This is a genomic window from Paenibacillus sp. FSL H3-0469, from assembly GCF_038051945.1.
Classification (GTDB): domain Bacteria; phylum Bacillota; class Bacilli; order Paenibacillales; family Paenibacillaceae; genus Paenibacillus_AQ.
On the sequence record NZ_CP150302.1, the window covers coordinates 2,447,159 to 2,467,841 of the forward strand.

Genomic DNA, 20,683 nt, shown 5'->3' on the forward strand with positions numbered 1-20,683 from the left:
ACACTCTGTTATGGAAGGTAGAGGGCTCCTGCCGGAATTACGCCTTTGGCCTGGCTGGGGCTCTCCCACATCAGTACCGCCCGCGCATCCCCCTGGTTCTCATAGTACTCCACCTTCAGCTCATGCAGCTTCCCCGCAATCAGACTCACAGTGCCTTGCCGCTCCTGCCCGCTCTGCTTGATCCAGCTGTCAATAATCAGCTTCCCGTCGATCCATATCCGGATTCCGTCATCTGAATACGAATAGATCGTGTAGGTCTCACTATAGGCAGCGCTTATCCGGCCGCTCCAGCGTACCGAGAACAGATCTGCGTGAACAGCCGGATCGGGCGCTGCCTGTCTCCAGGCGAAGTTAATATTGGCATCTGTCCGGGTGAGGGCAGGCGTGCCGGTAAGCGTAATATTGTTGTAATACTGCCCATAGAGGCCCGGTTTGGGGAGTACCCCTCCTGAAGAAGCATACGCCGCCGCTTTGGCCGAATAGTCGTCTCTGGAGAATACGGCACTATTTTTCATAAAAGCCTGAATCACTGCATCCTTATTGCGCTCGTACAGCATCTTGCCCCAGGTCATCTGGAAGCTCCATTTGTTCTGCGTGCCTGCCAGCACAGCTGGCGGTGGAAGCTCCCCGTTCTCACCGATGGCGATCAGCTTGCCGCGCCCCAGGTCCCAGAGCGTATCATGATGGATTGCCTTGTAATCCCCCTCGAAAATATCCGCCGCCAGCACATCCACTCTGCCGCTGCCCGGATAATACTTCGCCGGCTCCTCACTATTCTTGTTCTTGGCATTCGGACTCCACACCCACAGCAGATTGTGCAGCTGATGATAGACGGTATACCGCTCGAACATGATCTCCCAGAGGGTCACGAAGGAGGATTTCTGCCCCCACCAGAACCAGCCGCCGTTCATCTCATGGTATGGTCTCCAGAGGACGGGGACACCGGCATCATTCAGTTTTTTCAGGAAAACAGCTACCTTATCCAGCTCGGCAATCATCGCCGTATACTCGGGTGTTCCCGGTGTGATGTACTTGCTGAAATTAGCTTCGCTGAGGCTCATGGAGACATTCGTCCAGGCTGGTGCCGTACCCGGCATGTTGGCATGATAGGTCATCGCTACGATGCCCCCGGCCTTGTGCCAGCGGATCGCACTGTCCGTTACGCCCTGACGCTGACTGCTGATGAGCTTCTCCGTCTGGCCGCTAATTGGCCCCATCTCATAGCCGTGCAGTCCGGCATAGGTACCCGCCGTATTCTTCAGCTTGTTGTTGATATCATCCGGACTCTCCAGGTAATCATGCTGGCCGCTGATCATTCCCTGGCCCTGCAGCCAGTACAGCGTCTCCAGCAGCTTCCGTGCGGGCGCCCCCAGCTCCGCGTCAGCGGGAGACATCTGTATTTTGCGAAAAGCCGCTTGCCACTGCACATCACCAATCAGCCGCGAGGCCGAATCCAGCAGGTCCCTGAGGTTGCGCTGTTCCACATTTTCCACCATCCTTTTCCTTGTGTTTGTACATATTATGACGAATTATGGAACTTCAGCACGGCTGCTGCACAGAATTCGGGCTGTCCCAATCGGTTATTCTTACGCTATACTATTCAGGGCACAGGCATTATACCCATACCCACATCCAAAGGAGCAGATATGAAAGCCAAAAAATCCATCATCAGTCTCATCATTATCGCCCTGCTCAGTCTGTCCGCCTACCTGCTGGAAGAAAACGGGCAATGGCTGCCGCAGACACCTTCCGGTCATTCTTCGGAGGTCGTGAAGCTGAAGTTCCCGGCAGACCGCTACCCGGAGACCGCGAGGCACATCCAGAAGGCCATCCGTAAGGGAGAATCAGCCATCTGCACGATCAACCGCAAGGATGCGGAGGAGAACCGCAAGGCGTCGCTGAAGGGAGTTCCCACGAAGAAAGGCTATGACCGGGACGAATGGCCGATGGCCATGTGTGAGGAAGGCGGAGCCGGGGCCCATATTGAGTACATAACCCCCAGTGATAACCGCGGAGCGGGAAGCTGGGTCGGCAATCAGCTGGAGACGTTCGCAGACGGTACGCGCGTAGAGTTTATTTTCAAGTAAGCCGGCATTGTGGGGGATGTTATTCAATTTCACTGCGATAAAGCGTAGAATGAAATGGGATAATATAACTTTGATGGAGAGCCGCATGTGTTCTATATCTGTTATCGGGGCAAACGGCTGTACGGCCCTATGTCCGAAGCTGAAGCCTTACAGGAATGGTTCGCGCTTGCAGGAACAATTAAGGAGCTCTATATCATTGAAACGGATGCAGCTACAGGCAGAATCAAACGCCAGATCGGGCCAACAGTCCGTAAAAATAACAGGAAAAAGAAATAGCCCTATCCGGCACAGGCCGGACAGGGCTACACTGGCTATAGGCTGTTCTAGAACAAGCAGGCTTTTGTGATGATAACCAGCAGGATGAACAGAACCAGAATTGCACCTGTCGAAGTCCAAGGGCTTACTACCGGAACGATTGGAGGTCCCTGATTCACTCCACCTACGTTATTTCCACAACCGCAACCATACTCTGCTCCCATGATTAATTCCTCCTCTTGAATATTGAATACAGCACAGAATATGTGGAATTCCGCTCCCTTGCATGGGCCAATTGGCAAAGAAATACCATTCACCTAACGGACAGGCGTCCAGTGGTCGATATAGAGTATGAAGCAATAGCTTCACAACATATGGAGGAGGAATGCCGGATGGATATTGCTGCATTATCCGTAGTGATGAGCCAGTCATCCTTACAGCAGGCCGCAGGGCTGCAGGTGATGAGCCTTGCCAAGGAGCAGGCGCAGAGCGGTGCCCAGGATATGATTCAGATGCTGAGTCAGGCCACGCACCCCACCTTGGGAAAAACACTTGATATTCGGGCGTAATTCCTTTATGCTTACATACACAGGAACACCAGTTCCATATTTCAGCCGGTGAAGAGTGCGCGCTGAACTGCTGCTTAGCCCTTACGGGCTTTTCTTTTGGCCAATAATACGAACATACGATCTTATATATGGGGTGATTGATTATGCAAGGCTATTATCAGATGACCGCATTGGAGAAATGGACAGAGGATCTATACCAGCGTATTGGTGTCCGCAAGCCGTCCGACATCTCCATTGATTACATAGCGAAGCGGCTTAATATCTGGGTGCACTATCTGGATGTCCGCAGTAAGGCGATTGAGGCTACAGCCGGAATGTACAGCATGTTCATCGACAACCGGCTCCCTCCCGAGCTGCAGCGGCTGGAATTCCTCCATGAGCTGTGTCATCTGCTGCGGCATGCCGGTAAGTCTACACTTATGCCCGGAGAGTTCACTCAGGCGCAGAGAGATGAATCCGACCGGTTCATCCTGTATGCCTCCATGCCCTATACCATGATCTCCGAGAAGACGCTGCCCGAACTTCGTGAGGATGCCGTTGCCGAGCTGGCTGTAGCATTCCAGGTGCCAATCCCCCTCGCGCTCCAGCGGATCGACCAGATCCAGAGACGGATTTTCCAGGGTCAATTAATGGCTGTTATGGAACGTAACGAAGACAGAAATATCATCCACAGACATATTCGCTAAGCGCTGCGGGGATAATACAGACTATAAATCAGAACACGAGATTCTACTGTAAAGGGGATCAAGATCAACGTGGAAGCCTTGAAAGTCATTCAATTATTGCTGACTCACCCTGAATACAGCGTGGATGCCGTTCATCCTGAAATTCCGGATTTTGTGGGTATCGAGACGATTGAAGTGGACCACGAGACCCAGACCTTCTCCATCCTGCTGCAGGAGCCTAAGGAATACGGCTGAGTGCTGAGCCTCCTGAGCGGATCACACCAGAGGCCCATTACAGGATGACAATTACATAGAACAGTCCTGCTAGCACGAAGCGGTACAGCGCGAACCACTCCAGGCGGAGCCGCTTGATCAGCTTGATGAACGTGACCACTGCAATCATGGCTACGAGGAAGGACGTCACGAACCCGATCAGCATCAGGGTCAGTGAATCTGAATTCAGCAGATCCCGGCTGTCATAGAGGTCCAGAAGGCTGGCTCCGAACATTACCGGTACTGAGATCAGGAAGGTGAAGTCCGCAGCGGCTTTCTGGCTGGTTCCCAGCAGGAGGCCCCCTGAGATCGTCGAGCCGGATCTGGAGAACCCGGGCCATAGCGCTAAGCACTGGAACAGCCCGATGCCAAAGGCTTGCGTATAGTTAAGACCGTCCACCGTCTCTGACGTAACGGTTCTCCTGCTGCGTGCAGCGAAGATCATCAACAGGCCACCGGCAATCAGACCAATCAGGACCGGCTTAGGGCCGAATAACTGGCTCTTGATCGTATCTTTGAAGAGCAGATACACCACCAGTGCCGGAACCATAGCCAGGATCATGTGGATGGCATTCAGTCCCTTGCTCTTGGAGAAATCCAGCTTCAGCATATTCATTCCGATGTTCACATACTTTTTCCAATACAGCATCAACACGGCCATTACCGCACCCAGCTGGATTACGATTTTGAAGGTAACCGCAGCCTCCCCCTCGAACTTCAGCAGATCCCCTGCCAGGATAAGGTGCCCGGTAGACGAGACCGGCAAGAATTCAGTCAACCCCTCAATAATCCCTAATAGTATTGCTTTGATAGCTTCAGTCACTGGTGAATAGCCCCTTTCGGAAGTAAATCAATATATTTCCAGTATAAGAGGCGCAGATAGAATTCCCCATCGAATGAGCTAACAATATGGGGGTTGATGTGACATAAGTGTCACGTGGGGCTGGAAGAATTCTGCGTTGTTAATTTGAAGCTGCATCCAGAAATATGCAACTTCATGCAATGGGCTTTCGTAAATGGAGAAAGGAGCTGGTAAAAATGGTTGTTATTTTCGCTGTTCTCTTCGTATTGATTGCAGTATTGAATATCTTCTTCCCGGCCATGGGCTGGCATATGCGTTACGGCTGGATGGTCAAAGGCGACTCCGGGCCCAGCGAGGCTTATCTTATGATGAGCAGAATCACCAGCGTGATCGTTCTTATTCTCTTTTTCTTGTTCTTTTTGCCTTCTATGTTTGGTTAATTCCCTAATAAGCATTAAAAATCAAATATTGAAATTTAGTCGAACACGCGGGCCACAAAATGGCCCGTTTTTCATTAGTAAAAACTTATATATAATTGCATTTTAATAATAATCCTTACAAAGTCCTAGGACATATTATTCAAATCCAATTAAAAATCAACAAACGACATTAACCTCCAATATATGACAAAAAATATCATTAAAAACCATACTTATTACTTATATACATATAAATCCATTTAATCTATTATTACTTATGTAACACACAAAATACTCATTTTGGAGGTTTGAAGTATGAAAAAGAAACTTTTGGTTGGCCTTTTAACCGTTACAGCTTGTTTCGCTTTAGGCTCCACCTCTTTTGCAGCAACTGCATCCATCCAGACTCCTGATCTTCCCGCAGTATCTACTCTAAACAAGGTTACTCCACAAGATGTGAGTGCCAAGGCTAGTTTTGAACAAATTATTGTTCACATGAATTCAGGATATTGGAAGTATCTCCCCGGATCACTTGAACTAATTTTTAATGATGGGGCTATTGTATTGTATGAAGATGGATGGGTTCAAGCTGTTCAATATGGAGCCTCAACTATATTTTCATATGATGAATTCGGAAACATAACTGCATATACTATTTTAGTAGATAGAAATTAAAACTAGCTCTTCTTTAAGGCAGAACGTACATAAGAAAAGGAGCCGCCGACGCTTCCCTATCGGCAACCCCTTTTCTTATTTTCTTTTAAAATCCTTATTCCAGTTTAAAGTTAATTTCTGAAGGCTAACGGGTCTGTGCCAACTTCTACCATTGGTCTCCCATTCCTTGACCGCTTGCAAATAAGGTTTGTAAAATCTCCAATCGCTTATATCCCACGAACAATAAATTTTTCGATAGAATTTACCATAAGGAATACCTCGGGAGTATCTTCGCACAGCCTTGCTTGCCTGTCGTTTCGTCCAGGGATTTGCCTGATCTTTACTTACGGGTGTTTTCTTAACGCTTCTAGTCAACTCAGCTCTAACCTCCTTCAGGGAAGCTAGAGACCGTCCAGTAACTTCATTGTTTCACCCCTTGATCAAGTCATACACAGATTATATTTCATCTTCTTTAATTTTCACAAGGTAAGGTTTACGCAGCAAATTATATTTGTAAGCCATAAAATACGACTCCTTTTCCTTCAAAAAAAGCTTTTCTATTCTTCCAACCGCAGCAGTACCTCCGCTTACGAAAAAATAATAAAAAATACATATGATCAGAATAATCACTGTTAAATTAACGATTTTTCTCTGGTTCATAATTCCTCCTTAATTGGGATAATGGAAACCTAAAGATCAGCTTGAAAGCGAAACATGCTGATTCTATATTGTATAATTATAAAATAATGTATATGAAAGGTGAAATAATGAAGAACAGTACTAAATGGTTTGTTTACATATGTTGGTTCGGGGCTCTTGCTATTAATATTCGGTTGTTAATACGATCAATTTCAAACAATGAGCCTGCATTCTCTAATGTAGTAGGTGTAATTTTATTGGTAATTGCTATTATTAGCATACATTTCAGTGAGAAAGCTAAAGAACAAGAGAATGGAAGTAACAAGCTTTAAAAAAATTTTAAGAAGTTCATGAACATAGTTATTGAGCATTTGCAAAAGCTATAAAATAAACCCGCCTGGCTTAATGCCAGACGAGTTTATTGTTTGAAAGTGTTTGAGAACATATATAATAGGCCCTCTAAAAACACAAAAAATCATCCTAAGGCGCTTAATTAAATTTTTCAACTAACAATTTCTTAATTCCATCAAGTAAGGGTAATTTCTCACCTGAACCATTGAAACTAGGCAATGAATCCCGGATATCATCAATTTCCTCTTCGCTAATATCAACACAGCGGCCTTGAATCAATATCCTCCAAACCAAAGGATATTCATTTATAAGTTCTACATTAGGTTTTAGTCCTTGTCGATCTCTTAGTTCAACCATAAGTGAGTTCAAAGCAGTAGTTATATTTACTCTTTTCTCAACATGAACATCAAATGCTTTTTTTATTTTCTCCCCCCAATCATCCATTACACTCACCTCCCTTCGACATCACATTTCGACATCTAGAAGTATCTTCCTTCCGACCCTTCCTTCTGGAACAAAACCGTGCAATTCTTAACGCCTCTATAAACAGTCTTTGCACTACTCAATGTCTATATGTGCATCAGTCGTTCTTACGACTCTCAGATTAATAGTTTCAGGAGGGTACCATATCGTGCTTAATAATTTGAGTAATAATTAACCAAATAGATGATTCGAAGCCAAACAGTTCTATTATATGGATAAATGTACTTCGTTTGCAAATCTGTTAGCAAGGTTGGGAAACTACCCTGAACAAAGTAAAACCCCCTTGCTAGGCAAGGGGGTTAAGTGAAGTGGGCCCTACAGGACTCGAACCTGTGACCAATCGGTTATGAGCCGACCGCTCTAACCAACTGAGCTAAGGGCCCGGACTAGGATATCCGTATTATACGAGTGCTGTCCGGTGTAATAAGGTAATTGCGGGGGCAGGATTTGAACCTGCGGCCTTCGGGTTATGAGCCCGACGAGCTACCGGGCTGCTCCACCCCGCGTCAGTTAATAATTATTTAAACAGCGACAATAGATAATATACAATATAGCCATGCATTAAGTCAAGGATGATTTTGGATTTTCTGTCTAAGGCAGAAAACGCACACCATAACGGCCCTTGCGCGAACGGTATATTTCCACAAAACTCGGATCATGATAGCCATAGATCCAGCCGTCCTGCTCCAGTCTTTTGGCAAGGCAGCCCGCTTGAAATCTGGTCCTGAACAACTTGGCAAAATAGATCCAATTCATGATACCCTCTTCTCCTTCATCGCAATAATATATGTCCCGGTGCTATTTATCATGCCCAGTTTTGCAAGAAAATTAGAGGATAGCTTGGCGGAGAAGATGGCAATTTCTGCCCGTATGCTTAGGTTACTGGTTGAAGAATAACGCAGGCATGGAGCAGATTACAGGGGATATGGAGTATAACAAATGAGTTGAAAACAAGGTGGTGGGCAATGGAACGAATGTGATGAGAGTAGCGGTCACATTCTTCACTGGAGCAAGACATGATGAGATTGGTTAGTAACGCATGGATATTGGAGTATGCAGCTAATTAGGGGCTGTGGAGATAACAAGCAGTTGAGATGATTACAGTTGGATTTTGTACACTTGCTTGGGCGGAAATCGCCTCTTCAAAAGAAATAAGTGGATTTAGGTCATCTAGTTCACGCCGTATCTGCGTTATTGTCCATTTCGGGTCTCAACAAGTGTATTTTTTCCAACTAGAGCATCCAGAAGTGTGCTGAGCCATTGAATAGATGCTGTTTTTCCACTTCTTTTCCTGACTGTCCAAAAACTAATTATTAGCACAAAATAACCCCACAAAGTGCGACTTTAGCTTCGATGATGACTCAGGTACTTTGCAGGGACCCCAAAACATATTAATTCTAAAAAGCCCAGCCCCCCCGGTAAAGGAGGACAAGGCTTCTTCTACGCATTTTCTAAGCTTTACGTTTACGCTCTACGTTTACGCTTTACGTATTCTCAACATTCTCCACGCACCATCTTCCATCCTCAGGGTCCTCTACAGCCCTACACGCCGAAGGCGGCAGGGTCCTGTCGCCAGGATTGCAGCAGCGCTACATCGCTCTCTGCGATCTTGCCTTGGGCCAGCGCCACATTAATCAGCGTGCTGTAGTTGGACAAGCTCTGGAGCGGAAGCTCGGCAGCGGCGAAGGCTTCTACGGCGCGGTCCAGCTCGTAGCTGAAGATGGCCAAGACGGCCAGCGGGAGGCCGCCTGCTTCTTGTACGGCCTGTGCGGCTTTGATGGAGCTGCCCCCGGTGGAGATCAGGTCCTCGATCACAACGACCTTCTGGCCGGGCGCGATCAGTCCTTCGATCTGGTTCTGCTTGCCGTGGCCTTTGGCCTTGTCCCGGATGTAAGCCATCGGGAGACCGAGCTTATCGGCCACCCAGGCCGCATGCGGGATACCGGCGGTTGCTGTCCCGGCAATCACCTCTGCGTCCGGGTAGCTGGTTCTGATCAGCTCTGCGAAGGCCTCCGCAATGTAATTGCGGACTGCCGGGAAGGCCATGGTCAGACGGTTGTCGCAATAGATCGGCGATTTGATGCCGGAGGTCCAGGTGAACGGCTCCTGCGGGCGCAGGGCTACGGCTCCGATCTCCAGCAGATGACTTGCGACCTGTTCACTTCGATTCTCTAATTTGCTCATGCTTGGCTCATCTCCTCAATAATAGATAGTGCTGCCGCACGCGGATCTGCCGCGGCTGTAATCGGCCGGCCCACTACCAGGTAGTGGCTGCCTTGGCGAATAGCCTGTCCGGGCGTCATGACCCGGGACTGATCGTCCAGTGACGCACCAGCGGGCCGGATGCCCGGGGTAACCGTGCGGAACTCGGGTCCGCACGCTTCAGCAATCACCACGGATTCCTGCGGGGATGCTACCACTCCATGCAAGCCTGCTTCCGCTGCCAGCTTGGCGTATCGCACCACTGCATCGGTCACTGTTCCGGCTATGCCGATTTCGCGGTTCATCACTTCCTGGCTAGTGCTGGTAAGCTGGGTTACTGCAATGATCAGCGACATGTGCAGCGATGGCTTCAGGCTGACCGCCTGAGCCGCTCCTTCCACCGCAGCCGCCATCATGGCTGCGCCCCCGGCGGCATGTACGTTGAACATGTCCACGCCCAGCCCGGTTAGGCTCTCAGCACCACCCCGGACCGTGTTGGGGATATCGTGCATTTTGACATCAAGGAATACCGAATATCCGCGCTCCTTCAGCTCCCGGATGAAGTCAGGACCGGCGGCATAGAACAGCTGCATGCCCACCTTCATATAGCAAGGGATACCTTCGAGCTGTTCGATCAGCGCCCGCGCCTGGTCTGCATTCGGGTAATCCAGGGCAACCATCAGCCGTCCGGCCATTTCATTCCATTTCTCAATCTGTCCGACATTCTCGTGCCCGTGCTGCTGCTCTGCTGCTGTCCGTTCCATTCGCCAACCTTCTTTCTTAGTTATCGTATCCAACACCTTCGATATTAAGGTCCCGGGCATAGGGGAACGGTCTGCGTTAACGCAAACCGTTCCTGTAGCAGCCTGTTACAGCTGCCTCACCCTCTATCTTATTGTCCGACAAAAGCAGGCATCGACTGGGACGAGAAGTTAATCGTCTGAAGCATTCTTAGCAGCGCCGTTACCGTATCGAGCGAGGTCATACATACGACTCCGTTCTCTACCGCTTCACGGCGGATGCGGAATCCGTCACGCTCAGGCGTTTTGCCCTTGGTCAGTGTATTGAAGACGAAGTTCGCTTGACCGCCGCGGATCAGATCCAGAATAGTCGGCTCGCCCTCATCCAGCTTGTTAACGTTCATCACGTTCAGCCCCGCCTGCTCCAGCGCCGCTGCTGTACCGCCGGTAGCGATGATTTTGTAGCCCATGGCATGGAAGCCCTTCATCAGCTCTACCGCTTCAGCCTTGTCTTTGTCGGCTACGGTTACGATGATTGCTCCGGTAGCTGGAATCTTCATTCCTGCACCGATCAGACCTTTATAGAGCGCCTTGGCATACAGCTTGTCGCGGCCCATGACTTCACCGGTAGATTTCATCTCCGGTCCCAGCGTAGGCTCCACTCTGCGCAGCTTGGCAAAAGAGAACACCGGCACTTTTACCGACACATAATCGCTCTCCGGCCACAGACCTTCCGTGTACCCGTCTTCCTTCAGCTTGCCGCCCAGAATGATCTTGGTCGCCAGGTTCGCCATCGGAATACCGGTTACCTTGCTAAGGAACGGAACCGTACGCGAGGAGCGCGGGTTGACCTCAATCACATACACTTCATTCTGATAAATGACGAACTGGATGTTCACCAGACCGATGGTCTTGAGCTCCTTGGCAATCTTGATGGTGATCTCAGCAATCTTCTGCTTCAGACCTTCATCCAGATATTGCGGCGGGTAGACTGCGATGGAGTCGCCGGAGTGAACCCCTGCGCGTTCCACATGCTCCATGATGCCCGGAATGACAACTGTCTCTCCGTCACAGATGGCGTCCACTTCCACTTCCTTGCCCAGCATGTAGCGGTCGATCAGCACCGGATGCTCCGGATTTACTTTTACCGCTTCAACCATGTAGCTCAGCAGCTCGGTGTCGTTGTAGACAATCTCCATAGCACGTCCGCCCAGGACATACGATGGACGAACCAGCACCGGATAACCAAGCGATTGCGCGGTTTCGACGGCTTCATCAATGTTGATTACGGTCTTGCCTTTAGGTTGTGCGATATCCAGACGGGCCAGCAGCGCTTCGAACTTCTTGCGGTTCTCAGCTTCATCGATGCTCGCCAGGCTGGTACCCAGAATATTCACACCCGCAGCAGCAAGCGGTGCAGCCAGGTTAATCGCGGTCTGTCCGCCGAATTGTACGATGACTCCGATCGGATTCTCCTGGGCAATTACGTTCATGACATCCTCGAAGAACAGCGGCTCAAAGTACAGACGGTCCGAGGTATTGAAATCCGTTGAGACGGTCTCTGGATTATTATTGATAATTACAGCTTCATAGCCGGCCTTCTGAATCGCCCACACCGCATGCACTGTGGAGTAGTCAAATTCAATCCCCTGGCCGATACGGATCGGGCCGGAGCCGAGGACAATGACCTTCTGCTTGTCGGAATGAATGACCTCATTCTCCGTCTCATAGGTCGAGTAGTAATATGGTGTAGTGGCCTCAAATTCAGCGGCGCAGGTATCTACCATTTTGAATACCGGAACCAGACCCTGCTGCAGACGCAGCACACGTACCTCTGACTCCTTGGTGAATGCTCCGCCTGGACGGCCTTCGGCACGGATCTCGGCAATTGCCCGGTCTGTGAAGCCCTTGCGCTTGGCCTGATACAGCGTCTCAGCAGACAAGGTCTCTTCGGCACGGATCTCTTCCTCGAAGCTCACAAGCCCCTCGATCTTGGAGAGGAACCACCAGTCCACATTCGTAATATCCTGAATCTCCTGCAGCTCATAGCCCCGGCGGAAGGCTTCCGCGATCAGGAACAGGCGCTCATCATCCGGCTTGGCAAGTCTATAGCGCAGCACACTCTCTTCAAGCAGCTCCGCTCCCGGCAGACGGAAACGGTGGACACCGATCTCCAGCGACCGGATCGCCTTGTGAATCGACTCTTCAAAAGTCCGGCCAATCGCCATGACCTCTCCGGTCGCCTTCATCTGCGTTCCCAGCTTGCGGTTCGCCGAGATGAATTTGTCGAACGGCCAGCGCGGGATCTTGCTGACGATATAGTCCAGCGTAGGCTCGAAGCAAGCATACGTCTGGCCGGTTACCGGGTTGACGATTTCATCCAGCGTATAGCCGAGGGCAATCTTGGCCGCCATTTTGGCAATCGGATAACCGGTCGCCTTCGATGCCAGCGCCGAGGAGCGGCTGACACGCGGATTCACTTCAATAACGTAATATTGGTAGCTCTGCGGGTCCAGGGCGAACTGTACGTTACAGCCGCCTTCAATATTCAGCGCGCGGATAATCTTCAGGGAAGCGCTGCGCAGCATCTGATATTCACGGTCGGACAGCGTCTGGCTCGGCGCCACAACGATACTGTCGCCCGTATGTACGCCAACCGGATCAAAGTTCTCCATGTTGCAGACTACAATACAGTTGTCATTCGCATCGCGCATAACCTCATATTCGACTTCCTTCATGCCGGCGATACTCTTCTCGACCAGACATTGGCCGATCGGGCTGTAACGGATACCCGCCTTAACGGTCTCGCGCAGCTCTTCTTCGTTGTCGCAGATCCCGCCGCCGGTTCCGCCCAGCGTGTAGGCCGGACGAACGATCAGCGGATAGCCGATTCCTGCGGCGAAGCCAAGCGCTTCTTCCACACTCGTAATAATCGCACTCTCCGGCACAGGCTGTTCCAGCTCGCGCATCAGCTCGCGGAACAAATCGCGGTCTTCTGCTTTCTCGATGGATTCGAGCTGTGTGCCCAGCAGCTTCACTTTCTCTTGCTCCAGGACACCGGCACGGGCCAGCTCTACGGCCATGTTCAGGCCGGTCTGTCCGCCGAGTGTAGGCAGCAGCCCGTCCGGGCGCTCCTGACGGATAATGCCGGTTACGAAATCAAGTGTAATTGGTTCAATGTATACTTTGTCAGCCATATTGGTATCAGTCATAATCGTTGCCGGGTTGCTGTTGATCAGCACGACCTCGACGCCCTCTTCCTTAAGGGCTTGGCAGGCCTGTGTGCCTGCATAGTCGAATTCGGCAGCTTGACCAATAACGATCGGACCGGAGCCGATAACCAGAATTTTTTTGAGTTTGTTGTTCTTAGGCATGTTATAGAGCTCCTTTCACGGCTTCAAGCTGGGGTGCGGATGATTTCGGTGCCGTGATTCTGGCATTCGCCGCAAGCTGTGCCTGGCGCGATCCGGCCGGCCGCTGCGCCTTGTGGTCTGCGATCAGCTGCAGGAAACGGTCGAACAGATAACTGCTGTCATGCGGTCCCGGCGCCGCTTCCGGATGGTACTGCACCGAAAAAGCGGGGTAGCGGGTATGCTTCAGTCCTTCAACGGTCTTGTCATTGTTATTGATATGGGTAACTTCCAGGTCTGTGCTGGCAATCGATTCCTCGTTCACGGTGTAGCCATGGTTCTGGGAGGTGATGAAGCAGCGTCCGCTCTCCAGCTCCTTCACCGGATGGTTCCCGCCGCGATGGCCGAACTTAAGCTTCTCTGTATCAGCGCCGCAGGCCAGTGCGAACAGCTGGTGTCCCAGGCAGATGCCGAAGATCGGGTATTCGCCGAGCAGCTCGGAGATGGTCTGTACCGCATAAGGTACATCCTTCGGGTCCCCAGGGCCATTCGAGAGCTGAATGCCATCCGGGTTCAAGCGGCGGATCTCGTCTGCAGTGACATCATGAGGCACAACCACCACATCACAGCCGCGGTTGTTCAGTTCACGCAGGATACCTGTCTTCGCGCCGTAATCGACCAGCACGATGCGTTCTTTGGTGCCCGGGCTGCTGTAGGCTGCTGTCGTAGAGGTACGGGCTACCTGATTGCGCAGCTCCTCAATAGTAGTGTCACCCATCATCTCCATTAATTCTTCCACACGCTTGTTAGAAGTGGTGAGGATCGCCTTCATGGTGCCGTAGTGGCGGATAATCCGGGTAAGCATACGGGTATCAATCTCGCTGATGCCGGGAATATCATATTCCTTCAGCAGATCGTCTACACTGTATTCAGCACGCCAGTTGCTGGGTACGGATTCGTGGCGCCGCACAACAAAGCCGTGTACAAAAGGGCGCACGGACTCGAAATCATCACGGGTAATGCCGTAATTCCCGATCAGCGGATACGTCATGGTGACGATCTGGCCGCAGTACGAAGGGTCCGATAGTACCTCCTGATAGCCTGTAATTCCTGTGTTAAAAACAACCTCGCCCGTTTTCTCGCCTTCCGCGCCAAATGCGGTGCCTGTAAACAGTGTTCCGTCCTGAAGCAGCAATCTCGCCTGCATGCCTTCCACTCCTTCTTGTTTCTGTAGTCTGATTCTTATGTCACAGCCATGCAGCCGGGCTGCATGGGCTACTGCTTACTTCTGTTAAGCCTCACTCCATACGGCTCTGCCGTCTACCCAGGTCTTCACCGGCCAGCCCTTAAGCTTCCATCCGGTAAAAGGTGTATTGCGGCCCTTGCTCGCAAACGTTGCAGGGTCTACTTCCTTCTCTTCATTCAAATCAATCAGGGTCAGATCGGCAGGCGCCCCTACTGCAAGGCTGCCTGTATTCAGTCTGAACACCCGGGCCGGATCAGCGGTCATCCGCTGCACCAGCAGGGACAGATCCCATTTGCCTGTGGCCACAAAAGTGGTATACAGCAGCGGGAAGGCCGTCTCAAAGCCGGTGATGCCAAACGGTGCAAGCTGCATGCCCTTGGCTTTCTCTTCTTCGCTGTGCGGGGCATGGTCGGTCACGATGATATCCAGCGTGCCGTCCAGCAGCCCTTCGATGCAGGCTTCCACGTCGCGGCGGGAGCGCAGCGGCGGGTTCATTTTCCAATTGGCGTCCATGCCAGGAATATCTTCCTCCGAGAGCAGCAGATGATGCGGGCACACCTCGGCGGTTACCTTAATGCCGATTTGCTTCGCCTGGCGGATCAGCCGGACCGATTGCTCAGTGCTGACATGGCACACATGATAGTGGACACCCGTTGCTTCAGACAGCAGAATGTCACGGCCTACATGAATGGCTTCCGACTCATTCGGAATTCCCTTCAGGCCATGCTTGTCGGCAAAAGTGCCTTCGGCTACCGGCGCTCCTTCCACCAGCGAGTTATCCTCACAGTGGGCAATCACCGGCATATCCAGTTCCTTCGCCAGCTTCATCGCATCCTTCATCATCTGCGCACTCTGCACGCCTACGCCGTCATCGGTGAAGCCGATCGCTCCCGCTTCCTTCAGTGCCGCAAAATCCGTCAGCTCGCGTCCCAGCTCATTCTTGGTAATGGCCGCGTAAGGCAGCACCTTCACAAGCCCCGCTTCGCGTGCCTTATCCTTCACCAGCTGTACGATCTCTGCACTGTCAGTTACCGGGCGTGTGTTCGGCATGCAGGCAATCGTGGTGAATCCGCCCTTGGCCGCCGAGCGCGCCCCCGTCTCAATGGTTTCCTTATGCTCGAAGCCCGGCTCACGCAGGTGCACATGCATATCGATCAGTCCCGGTATCAGCAGCTTGCCTTCCGCTTCAACGGTCTCTCCGGCTTCTTCTACCGCCTCGGCGGCATCCTGAATCTTCGAGATAACTCCGTCCTGCACAACAATATGCTTGCGCTCCAGCACGCCTTCTTCGTTCAGTACACTGGCATTTTTGATGATCACGGTTATGATTCTCCTTTGTGCCTTCCGGCCGCAGCCGTAAGCTCTGTAGTTATTATATAATAAAAATTCATCTTTGTGTATATTTATTAATGCTCTTATGTGAGGTTTTTTTGGTTGCCGTTCTGCTACTGCAAAGCCCGCTCCATGACCGCCATCCGTACCGGCACTCCGTTCGCCATCTGCGGGAAAATCCGGGACTGGCTGCTCTCCACTACCGCATCGTCGATCTCCACATTGCGGTTCACCGGTGCCGGATGCATGATAATCGTTGCCGGGTCCAGCCTGGAAGCCCGTTCCTCGGTCAGTCCGAAGTGCTCCCTGTACTGCTCAGCCGATAAAATAATGCCTGAAGCATGCCGCTCCAGTTGCACTCTCAGCATCATGACCACATCCGCTTTCAGCGCTTCTTCCATAGACACGTATGGAGCGTAGGCCGCAAGCTCAGGAGCCTGCATATTCACAGGGGCGCAGAACTGCACGCTTGCCCCCATTTTGGTGAGTGCCCAGAGGTTGGACCGTGCTACCCGGCTGTGCATAATATCCCCGATAATCGAGACCTTCAGGCCCTTCAGTCCGCCAAAATGCTTGCGCATCGTGTACAGGTCCAGCAGCGCCTGCGTCGGATGCTCGTTGTTGCCGTCCCCGGCATTGATCAGCGGAACGCCTACCTTCTCGGCAAGCTGCTGCAGCACCCCGGCAGGCTTCAGCCGGACGACTCCGGCATCGATACCCATTGACTCCAGTGTGCGCACTGTATCGTAGATGGACTCGCCCTTCTCCACACTGGAGGCCGCAGCCGTGAAGTTCAGTACTTGTACACCCAGACGTTTCTCAGCCATTTCGAAGGAAAAGCGGGTTCTGGTACTATTCTCGAAGAACATATTGGCAACAAAATGTGCTCTCAGCACCGGCGTGAGCTTCTCACTCTGATGATCCCAGTAAGCTGTTCTGTCTAACAGCTGGTTAATCTCCGACTCCGCCAGCTCCTTCATCCCCAGCAGACTGCGTTCCTTCACTTTGGTTGCCGTCATCATTGTTATCGTTCCTCCCGGTTTGAAATAATGTACACTTCGTCCTTGCCGTCATACTCGCTCAGGGACACTTCAATCTGCTCATGCCTGGAGGTGGGTACGTTCTTGCCGATATAGTCGGGGCGGATCGGCAGCTCCCGGTGGCCGCGGTCAGCCAGTACAGCCAGCTGGATCATCCGGGGCCTTCCGCAATCCATCAGTGCATCCATTGCCGCGCGGATCGTTCTTCCGGTGTACAGTACATCGTCGAACAGGATTACTTTCTTATCCCGGGTGCCGCTGGTGCCCGGAGGCAGGATCAGATTGCTGTTCACAACCGCCTTGTCCATCGCTTCCCGGTTGTCCCCGCCGCCTTCGCGGTCATCGCGGTAATGAGTAATGTCCAGCTCCCCGTAAGGGATGTCCACGCCCTCAATTTCCTTAATGCGCTCCGCGATCCGCTGAGCCAGGTAGATCCCCCGGGTCCGGATGCCGACCAGCAGGCAATTCTCGATACCCTTGTTTTTCTCCAAAATCTCATGTGCAATGCGTGACAGTGCCCGGCGAATCGCCGTTTCGTCCATAATGACATTTTTTTCAGTAACCATGCTCTTTGCCATCCTCCTGCTTGATCGCCTGTTCAAGTTCCCCGGATAAACTAAAAAACTCCTTGCCCAAAGCAGGCAAGGAGTGAAATCCGCAGATTCAAAAAGATGGCGTGTCCGCGCGCATAAAGAGGCACTCCGTACTCATACGGATTCCTGCTTTCTTACGCGAACCTCGATTCACGTTACCTTGCCAGCCTCACGGGACTGAATTAAAGGCGCTATTCAACTATAGGGAATTATGACAGATGGACGGGGGGATGTCAAATTTTCTTCACAGGACGGTTTAGGGGAGGGCGCAGCTGCGGTGATTTTGGACTTTCGGCCGCTGTTGTCTCCAGATTGATTTGAATTAACCGCTTAGCGGATTAAATCCGGAGACAAAGTAAAGGCGGACGCTATCGCTCCTGCAGTTCCAAAATCCCCTCCGCCGCTTCCACCTAAACGGTGCAAGAGATTTGACATCCCCCCTTGGGGGAGAGGCAGGCAGAGGGGGGCACTATGGCGCTGCGCTGATCGTGCGTATTGCAATGCCGATTGGTTATGGCTTGTATTTAAGGCTCATTGCAATCTCTGCAATAGATTTGATTGAATGGCCCGCTGAACTGTGTTCTAATGTATTTCGTACACTTGAATTGCAGATTTCTGCTCAAAAACATTGCTTTTACAGAATTCTAATGCATGAAATGCAATAGATTTACTTATAGGCACGTTTTAGCACTCATCTGCTGTACGAAATACAATAGAAAAAATCCTGCGCCACCTATCGAACCTCCCTGCCATTCTCTTCATTTGCATAAACATCTTTAATACTATCTTCCCTGCTAAGCCTTATTTTTGCTCTCCCCCCTTCCTCTGCTATGATGGAACTGGAGGCGAATACAATCATGAACATGGAGTTTATTACTATAGAAGAGTGGGATGAGGCGTGGTGGGGGCGGATGGAGCGGGTGTATCATGAAGCTTTTCCAAGTGGAGCCAAGACTAAAGGGATTCTCCGCAGTATGCTGGACCGTGGGATTGGTTACTTACATGCGGGGGTGCATCAGGGGACGGTTGTTGCGATGGCTGTTACCGGTGTAGTGGGGCAAGCTGCGGACAAGATCCTGATTATTGATTACTTGGCAGTAGATAAGCTATTGCGCGGGGAGGGTACGGGGACCTGGATGCTGGAGCAGATCAAAGCTTGGGCGGTGCAGGAACATGGCATCCGGGGAGTCATCATCGAAGCGGAATCGGGGGTTACGGCATCGCACAAGGAACGTATTCAATTCTGGGAGCGGAACGGGTTCGTCTTGACCTCCTATGTGCATCAATATCGAATGGTACCGGAGCCTTATCAGGCGATGATACTGCCACTGGGTGGATCAGGGAATGTGCCGGATGATGGTGAAGCGCTGTTTCGGTACATTAATGCTTTCCATCGGGTGGCTTACCGGAAAGGGTAGGCTGCACTGATGCTTTACTAATGCTCTGATGTTGCACATTATGCAGGAATTCTTCCGCTCCTGTGTGCTGCCGGGCCAATTGTTGCAGTTTTTGCAGGATTTATGCCAGATATTAATCATCACCGAATGGATTGTTGCAAAAAGTGCAGGATATGTGTGTTCGAGCTTGGTTTGAGCGGTGCGAGGCTGCATTTTGTGCAACAATTCGAGCCGGGCTGAGCGGGAGTCCGCTATGTAGATAGACGCGCACCACAAAGAAGCCGCCGCAGATTTCTCCGCAGCGGCTTCTTCGTTATCTACATTTTAAAATTCAAATTCAACGTCGCTCAGACGTCTTTGGATTTCGGAGATGACACGCTTCTCCTCTTCCTCGCCCTTGGCGACGAAGGTGACGGAGAAACGCACGAACGCGCCGGCATCATCCCAAGGCACGGTGGAGATGAGCTTCTCGCGGATCAGGAACTGTGAGAAATCCTCGCCGGATTCGAAGCGGCGTCCGCCCTTGACGCCTTTTGGCGCGGCTACATAGAGGAAGAAGGAGCCCTTCGGCTTCTCGGCCTTGAAGCCCAGGCTGTTCAGCGCATCCACCAGCATGTTGTGGCGGCGGGAGTATTTGGCGGCAATCGCTTCGGTAATCTCAGGATGAGAGAGACCGAACGCGGCAGCTTTTTGAATCGCGATGAACTGGCCGGAATCATTGTTGTCCTTCACATCACTGAACGCCTTCACGATCAGCGGGTTGCCGGCCACGAAGCCGATTCTCCAACCGGTCATGTTGTAGGACTTGGACAGGGAGTGCAGCTCCACGCCGACATCCTTGGCACCAGGTACGGACAGGAAGCTCAGCGGCTTCACGCCGTCATACGTCAATGCAGCATAAGGAGCGTCATGGATGACGACTACATCATATTTTTTGGCCCAGGCTACCACTTCAGTGAAGAACTCAGGTGTGGCACTTGCACCCGTAGGGTTGTTCGGATAGTTGAGGTAGAGCAGCTTCGCCTTGCGGGCAACCTCTTCAGGAATGGAGTTCAGGTCAGGCAGGAAGTTGTTCTCCTTCTTCAGCTCCACGGAGTAGACTTGTCCTCCCAGATACTTGGTATGAGTACCCAGCACCGGGTAGCCCGGAATGGTCATGATCGTGATGTCACCCGGATTAATGAATACGGATGGCAGCATTGCCAGCGCAGGCTTCGAGCCAATAGAATGCACGATTTCTGTTACAGGGTCAATTCCGTCCACCTGAAAAACTTCCTTAAGGTACACAGCCGCTGCTGCCTTAAATTCAGGAATACCGTTATCGGAGTAGCCGCGGTTCTCTTCCTTGGCCGCTTCCAGCGCAAGTCTGGACACGATGCCTTCATCTGCCATTTCGTCCGGCTCGCCGACGCCCATGTCGATCAGTTCAATGTCCGGAAAATCCTGCTTCGCCGAGGCTTTGGCGCGTTTGATTTTCTCAAATTTGTAGATGGAGGTGTCCTTGCCGTATCCTTCGCCGCCGATGCGGTCTGCAAAATTCGTCTGAATAAATGTAGCCTGATATTGTTCAATACTCATAATCTTCT

General features: G+C 51.4%; 22 protein-coding genes and 2 tRNA genes. 8 read left to right on the forward strand and 16 right to left on the reverse strand.

Features of this window, described 5'->3' with window-relative positions; all coding sequences use genetic code 11:
- Window positions 1–8 precede the first annotated feature (8 nt).
- Window positions 9–1,484 carry a glycosyl hydrolase gene (locus NSS83_RS10600; protein WP_341348236.1) on the reverse strand — a complete coding sequence of 492 codons (1,476 nt, stop codon included), beginning with the start codon at window positions 1,482–1,484 and terminating at the stop codon, window positions 9–11.
- Between the two features lie 162 nt (window positions 1,485–1,646).
- On the opposite strand from NSS83_RS10600, the gene NSS83_RS10605 reads away from it, so the two are divergent.
- Together NSS83_RS10605 and NSS83_RS10610 are read left to right on the forward strand one after the other, a co-directional pair.
- A complete protein-coding gene (locus NSS83_RS10605; protein ID WP_341184506.1) occupies window positions 1,647–2,087 on the forward strand; it encodes a NucA/NucB deoxyribonuclease domain-containing protein in 441 nt (146 codons plus the stop codon).
- An 87-nt stretch (window positions 2,088–2,174) separates the two neighbouring features.
- Entirely contained in the window at window positions 2,175–2,363 is a 189-nt protein-coding gene (locus tag NSS83_RS10610) for a hypothetical protein (protein WP_341184505.1), read from the forward strand.
- 47 nt (window positions 2,364–2,410) lie between these two features.
- On the opposite strand, the gene NSS83_RS10615 is transcribed toward NSS83_RS10610, so the two are convergent.
- On the reverse strand, window positions 2,411–2,566 hold the full coding sequence (locus tag NSS83_RS10615) for a hypothetical protein (protein ID WP_155991357.1): 156 nt from the start codon (window positions 2,564–2,566) through the stop codon (window positions 2,411–2,413).
- Between the two features lie 168 nt (window positions 2,567–2,734).
- Here NSS83_RS10615 and NSS83_RS10620 point away from each other — a divergent pair, with 168 nt between their 5' ends.
- From NSS83_RS10620 to NSS83_RS10630, 3 genes are all read left to right on the forward strand, one after another.
- A complete protein-coding gene (locus NSS83_RS10620; RefSeq protein ID WP_341184504.1) occupies window positions 2,735–2,911 on the forward strand; it encodes a YjfB family protein in 177 nt (58 codons plus the stop codon).
- Between the two features lie 143 nt (window positions 2,912–3,054).
- Entirely contained in the window at window positions 3,055–3,597 is a 543-nt protein-coding gene (locus tag NSS83_RS10625; RefSeq protein ID WP_341348237.1) for an ImmA/IrrE family metallo-endopeptidase, read from the forward strand.
- 69 nt (window positions 3,598–3,666) lie between these two features.
- Window positions 3,667–3,831 (forward strand): hypothetical protein, encoded by a 165-nt coding sequence (locus tag NSS83_RS10630; protein ID WP_341184502.1) that lies wholly within the window; start codon window positions 3,667–3,669, stop codon window positions 3,829–3,831.
- A 37-nt stretch (window positions 3,832–3,868) separates the two neighbouring features.
- On the opposite strand, the gene NSS83_RS10635 is transcribed toward NSS83_RS10630, so the two are convergent.
- Window positions 3,869–4,672: an undecaprenyl-diphosphate phosphatase gene (locus NSS83_RS10635; RefSeq protein ID WP_341348238.1), complete on the reverse strand. Its 804-nt coding sequence runs from the start codon at window positions 4,670–4,672 to the stop codon at window positions 3,869–3,871.
- Window positions 4,673–4,887: 215 nt separating this feature from the next.
- Here NSS83_RS10635 and NSS83_RS10640 point away from each other — a divergent pair, with 215 nt between their 5' ends.
- Both NSS83_RS10640 and NSS83_RS10645 read left to right on the forward strand, forming a co-directional pair.
- A complete protein-coding gene (locus NSS83_RS10640; RefSeq protein WP_341348239.1) occupies window positions 4,888–5,091 on the forward strand; it encodes a DUF6199 family natural product biosynthesis protein in 204 nt (67 codons plus the stop codon).
- Between the two features lie 294 nt (window positions 5,092–5,385).
- Window positions 5,386–5,745 carry a hypothetical protein gene (locus NSS83_RS10645; protein WP_341150642.1) on the forward strand — a complete coding sequence of 120 codons (360 nt, stop codon included), beginning with the start codon at window positions 5,386–5,388 and terminating at the stop codon, window positions 5,743–5,745.
- A 435-nt stretch (window positions 5,746–6,180) separates the two neighbouring features.
- Here NSS83_RS10645 and NSS83_RS10650 read toward each other — a convergent pair whose 3' ends face one another.
- The 12 genes from NSS83_RS10650 to pyrR form a co-directional block, all read right to left on the reverse strand.
- Window positions 6,181–6,384, reverse strand: coding sequence for a hypothetical protein (locus NSS83_RS10650; RefSeq protein ID WP_341184499.1), 204 nt, complete (start codon window positions 6,382–6,384; stop codon window positions 6,181–6,183).
- 468 nt (window positions 6,385–6,852) lie between these two features.
- On the reverse strand, window positions 6,853–7,158 hold the full coding sequence (locus NSS83_RS10655; protein ID WP_341184498.1) for a hypothetical protein: 306 nt from the start codon (window positions 7,156–7,158) through the stop codon (window positions 6,853–6,855).
- Window positions 7,159–7,506: 348 nt separating this feature from the next.
- Window positions 7,507–7,580: transfer RNA gene (locus tag NSS83_RS10660), tRNA-Ile, on the reverse strand.
- Window positions 7,581–7,629: 49 nt separating this feature from the next.
- Window positions 7,630–7,703 (reverse strand) — tRNA-Met (locus NSS83_RS10665).
- Window positions 7,704–7,788: 85 nt separating this feature from the next.
- The gene (locus tag NSS83_RS10670) at window positions 7,789–7,953 is read right to left on the reverse strand and encodes a hypothetical protein (RefSeq protein WP_167347621.1); all 165 of its coding nucleotides are present in this window, start codon (window positions 7,951–7,953) and stop codon (window positions 7,789–7,791) included.
- A 786-nt stretch (window positions 7,954–8,739) separates the two neighbouring features.
- Window positions 8,740–9,381: an orotate phosphoribosyltransferase gene (gene pyrE, locus NSS83_RS10675; RefSeq protein ID WP_341184497.1), complete on the reverse strand. Its 642-nt coding sequence runs from the start codon at window positions 9,379–9,381 to the stop codon at window positions 8,740–8,742.
- The gene (gene pyrF / locus NSS83_RS10680; protein ID WP_341348722.1) at window positions 9,378–10,094 is read right to left on the reverse strand and encodes an orotidine-5'-phosphate decarboxylase; all 717 of its coding nucleotides are present in this window, start codon (window positions 10,092–10,094) and stop codon (window positions 9,378–9,380) included. Before pyrF ends, pyrE begins: the two co-directional genes overlap by 4 nt.
- Before the next feature lie 197 nt (window positions 10,095–10,291).
- The gene (carB, locus tag NSS83_RS10685; protein ID WP_341184496.1) at window positions 10,292–13,513 is read right to left on the reverse strand and encodes a carbamoyl-phosphate synthase large subunit; all 3,222 of its coding nucleotides are present in this window, start codon (window positions 13,511–13,513) and stop codon (window positions 10,292–10,294) included.
- A 1-nt stretch (window position 13,514) separates the two neighbouring features.
- On the reverse strand, window positions 13,515–14,696 hold the full coding sequence (gene carA / locus NSS83_RS10690) for a glutamine-hydrolyzing carbamoyl-phosphate synthase small subunit (protein WP_340752336.1): 1,182 nt from the start codon (window positions 14,694–14,696) through the stop codon (window positions 13,515–13,517).
- 84 nt (window positions 14,697–14,780) lie between these two features.
- Complete coding sequence (locus tag NSS83_RS10695) at window positions 14,781–16,061, reverse strand: dihydroorotase (protein WP_341185234.1); 1,281 nt, start codon at window positions 16,059–16,061, stop codon at window positions 14,781–14,783.
- A gap of 119 nt (window positions 16,062–16,180) precedes the next feature.
- Window positions 16,181–17,089, reverse strand: a complete 909-nt coding sequence (locus tag NSS83_RS10700) for an aspartate carbamoyltransferase catalytic subunit (RefSeq protein WP_341184495.1) — start codon at window positions 17,087–17,089, stop codon at window positions 16,181–16,183.
- Between the two features lie 2 nt (window positions 17,090–17,091).
- Window positions 17,092–17,673, reverse strand: coding sequence for a bifunctional pyr operon transcriptional regulator/uracil phosphoribosyltransferase PyrR (gene pyrR, locus NSS83_RS10705; RefSeq protein WP_076076014.1), 582 nt, complete (start codon window positions 17,671–17,673; stop codon window positions 17,092–17,094).
- An 884-nt stretch (window positions 17,674–18,557) separates the two neighbouring features.
- Here pyrR and NSS83_RS10710 point away from each other — a divergent pair.
- Window positions 18,558–19,118, forward strand: a complete 561-nt coding sequence (locus NSS83_RS10710; protein ID WP_341348240.1) for a GNAT family N-acetyltransferase — start codon at window positions 18,558–18,560, stop codon at window positions 19,116–19,118.
- A gap of 303 nt (window positions 19,119–19,421) precedes the next feature.
- On the opposite strand, the gene NSS83_RS10715 is transcribed toward NSS83_RS10710, so the two are convergent.
- Window positions 19,422–20,675, reverse strand: a complete 1,254-nt coding sequence (locus NSS83_RS10715) for an LL-diaminopimelate aminotransferase (protein ID WP_341348241.1) — start codon at window positions 20,673–20,675, stop codon at window positions 19,422–19,424.
- Window positions 20,676–20,683 lie beyond the last annotated feature (8 nt).

Excerpts from the sequence above, each read along its gene's own strand:
- NSS83_RS10710 (WP_341348240.1), top strand. The coding sequence starts at position 18,558 with ATGAACATGGAGTTTATTACTATAGAAGAGTGGGATGAGGCGTGGTGG.
- pyrR (WP_076076014.1), bottom strand. The coding sequence starts at position 17,673 with ATGGTTACTGAAAAAAATGTCATTATGGACGAAACGGCGATTCGCCGG.
- pyrE (WP_341184497.1), bottom strand. The coding sequence starts at position 9,381 with ATGAGCAAATTAGAGAATCGAAGTGAACAGGTCGCAAGTCATCTGCTG.
- NSS83_RS10655 (WP_341184498.1), bottom strand. The coding sequence starts at position 7,158 with ATGGATGATTGGGGGGAGAAAATAAAAAAAGCATTTGATGTTCATGTT.
- NSS83_RS10715 (WP_341348241.1), bottom strand. The coding sequence starts at position 20,675 with ATGAGTATTGAACAATATCAGGCTACATTTATTCAGACGAATTTTGCA.
- carB (WP_341184496.1), bottom strand. The coding sequence starts at position 13,513 with ATGCCTAAGAACAACAAACTCAAAAAAATTCTGGTTATCGGCTCCGGT.
- NSS83_RS10615 (WP_155991357.1), bottom strand. The coding sequence starts at position 2,566 with ATGGGAGCAGAGTATGGTTGCGGTTGTGGAAATAACGTAGGTGGAGTG.
- NSS83_RS10645 (WP_341150642.1), top strand. The coding sequence starts at position 5,386 with ATGAAAAAGAAACTTTTGGTTGGCCTTTTAACCGTTACAGCTTGTTTC.
- NSS83_RS10625 (WP_341348237.1), top strand. The coding sequence starts at position 3,055 with ATGCAAGGCTATTATCAGATGACCGCATTGGAGAAATGGACAGAGGAT.
- NSS83_RS10650 (WP_341184499.1), bottom strand. The coding sequence starts at position 6,384 with ATGAACCAGAGAAAAATCGTTAATTTAACAGTGATTATTCTGATCATA.
- NSS83_RS10620 (WP_341184504.1), top strand. The coding sequence starts at position 2,735 with ATGGATATTGCTGCATTATCCGTAGTGATGAGCCAGTCATCCTTACAG.
- pyrF (WP_341348722.1), bottom strand. The coding sequence starts at position 10,094 with ATGGCCGGACGGCTGATGGTTGCCCTGGATTACCCGAATGCAGACCAG.
- NSS83_RS10640 (WP_341348239.1), top strand. The coding sequence starts at position 4,888 with ATGGTTGTTATTTTCGCTGTTCTCTTCGTATTGATTGCAGTATTGAAT.
- NSS83_RS10700 (WP_341184495.1), bottom strand. The coding sequence starts at position 17,089 with ATGATGACGGCAACCAAAGTGAAGGAACGCAGTCTGCTGGGGATGAAG.
- NSS83_RS10670 (WP_167347621.1), bottom strand. The coding sequence starts at position 7,953 with ATGAATTGGATCTATTTTGCCAAGTTGTTCAGGACCAGATTTCAAGCG.
- carA (WP_340752336.1), bottom strand. The coding sequence starts at position 14,696 with ATGCAGGCGAGATTGCTGCTTCAGGACGGAACACTGTTTACAGGCACC.
- NSS83_RS10605 (WP_341184506.1), top strand. The coding sequence starts at position 1,647 with ATGAAAGCCAAAAAATCCATCATCAGTCTCATCATTATCGCCCTGCTC.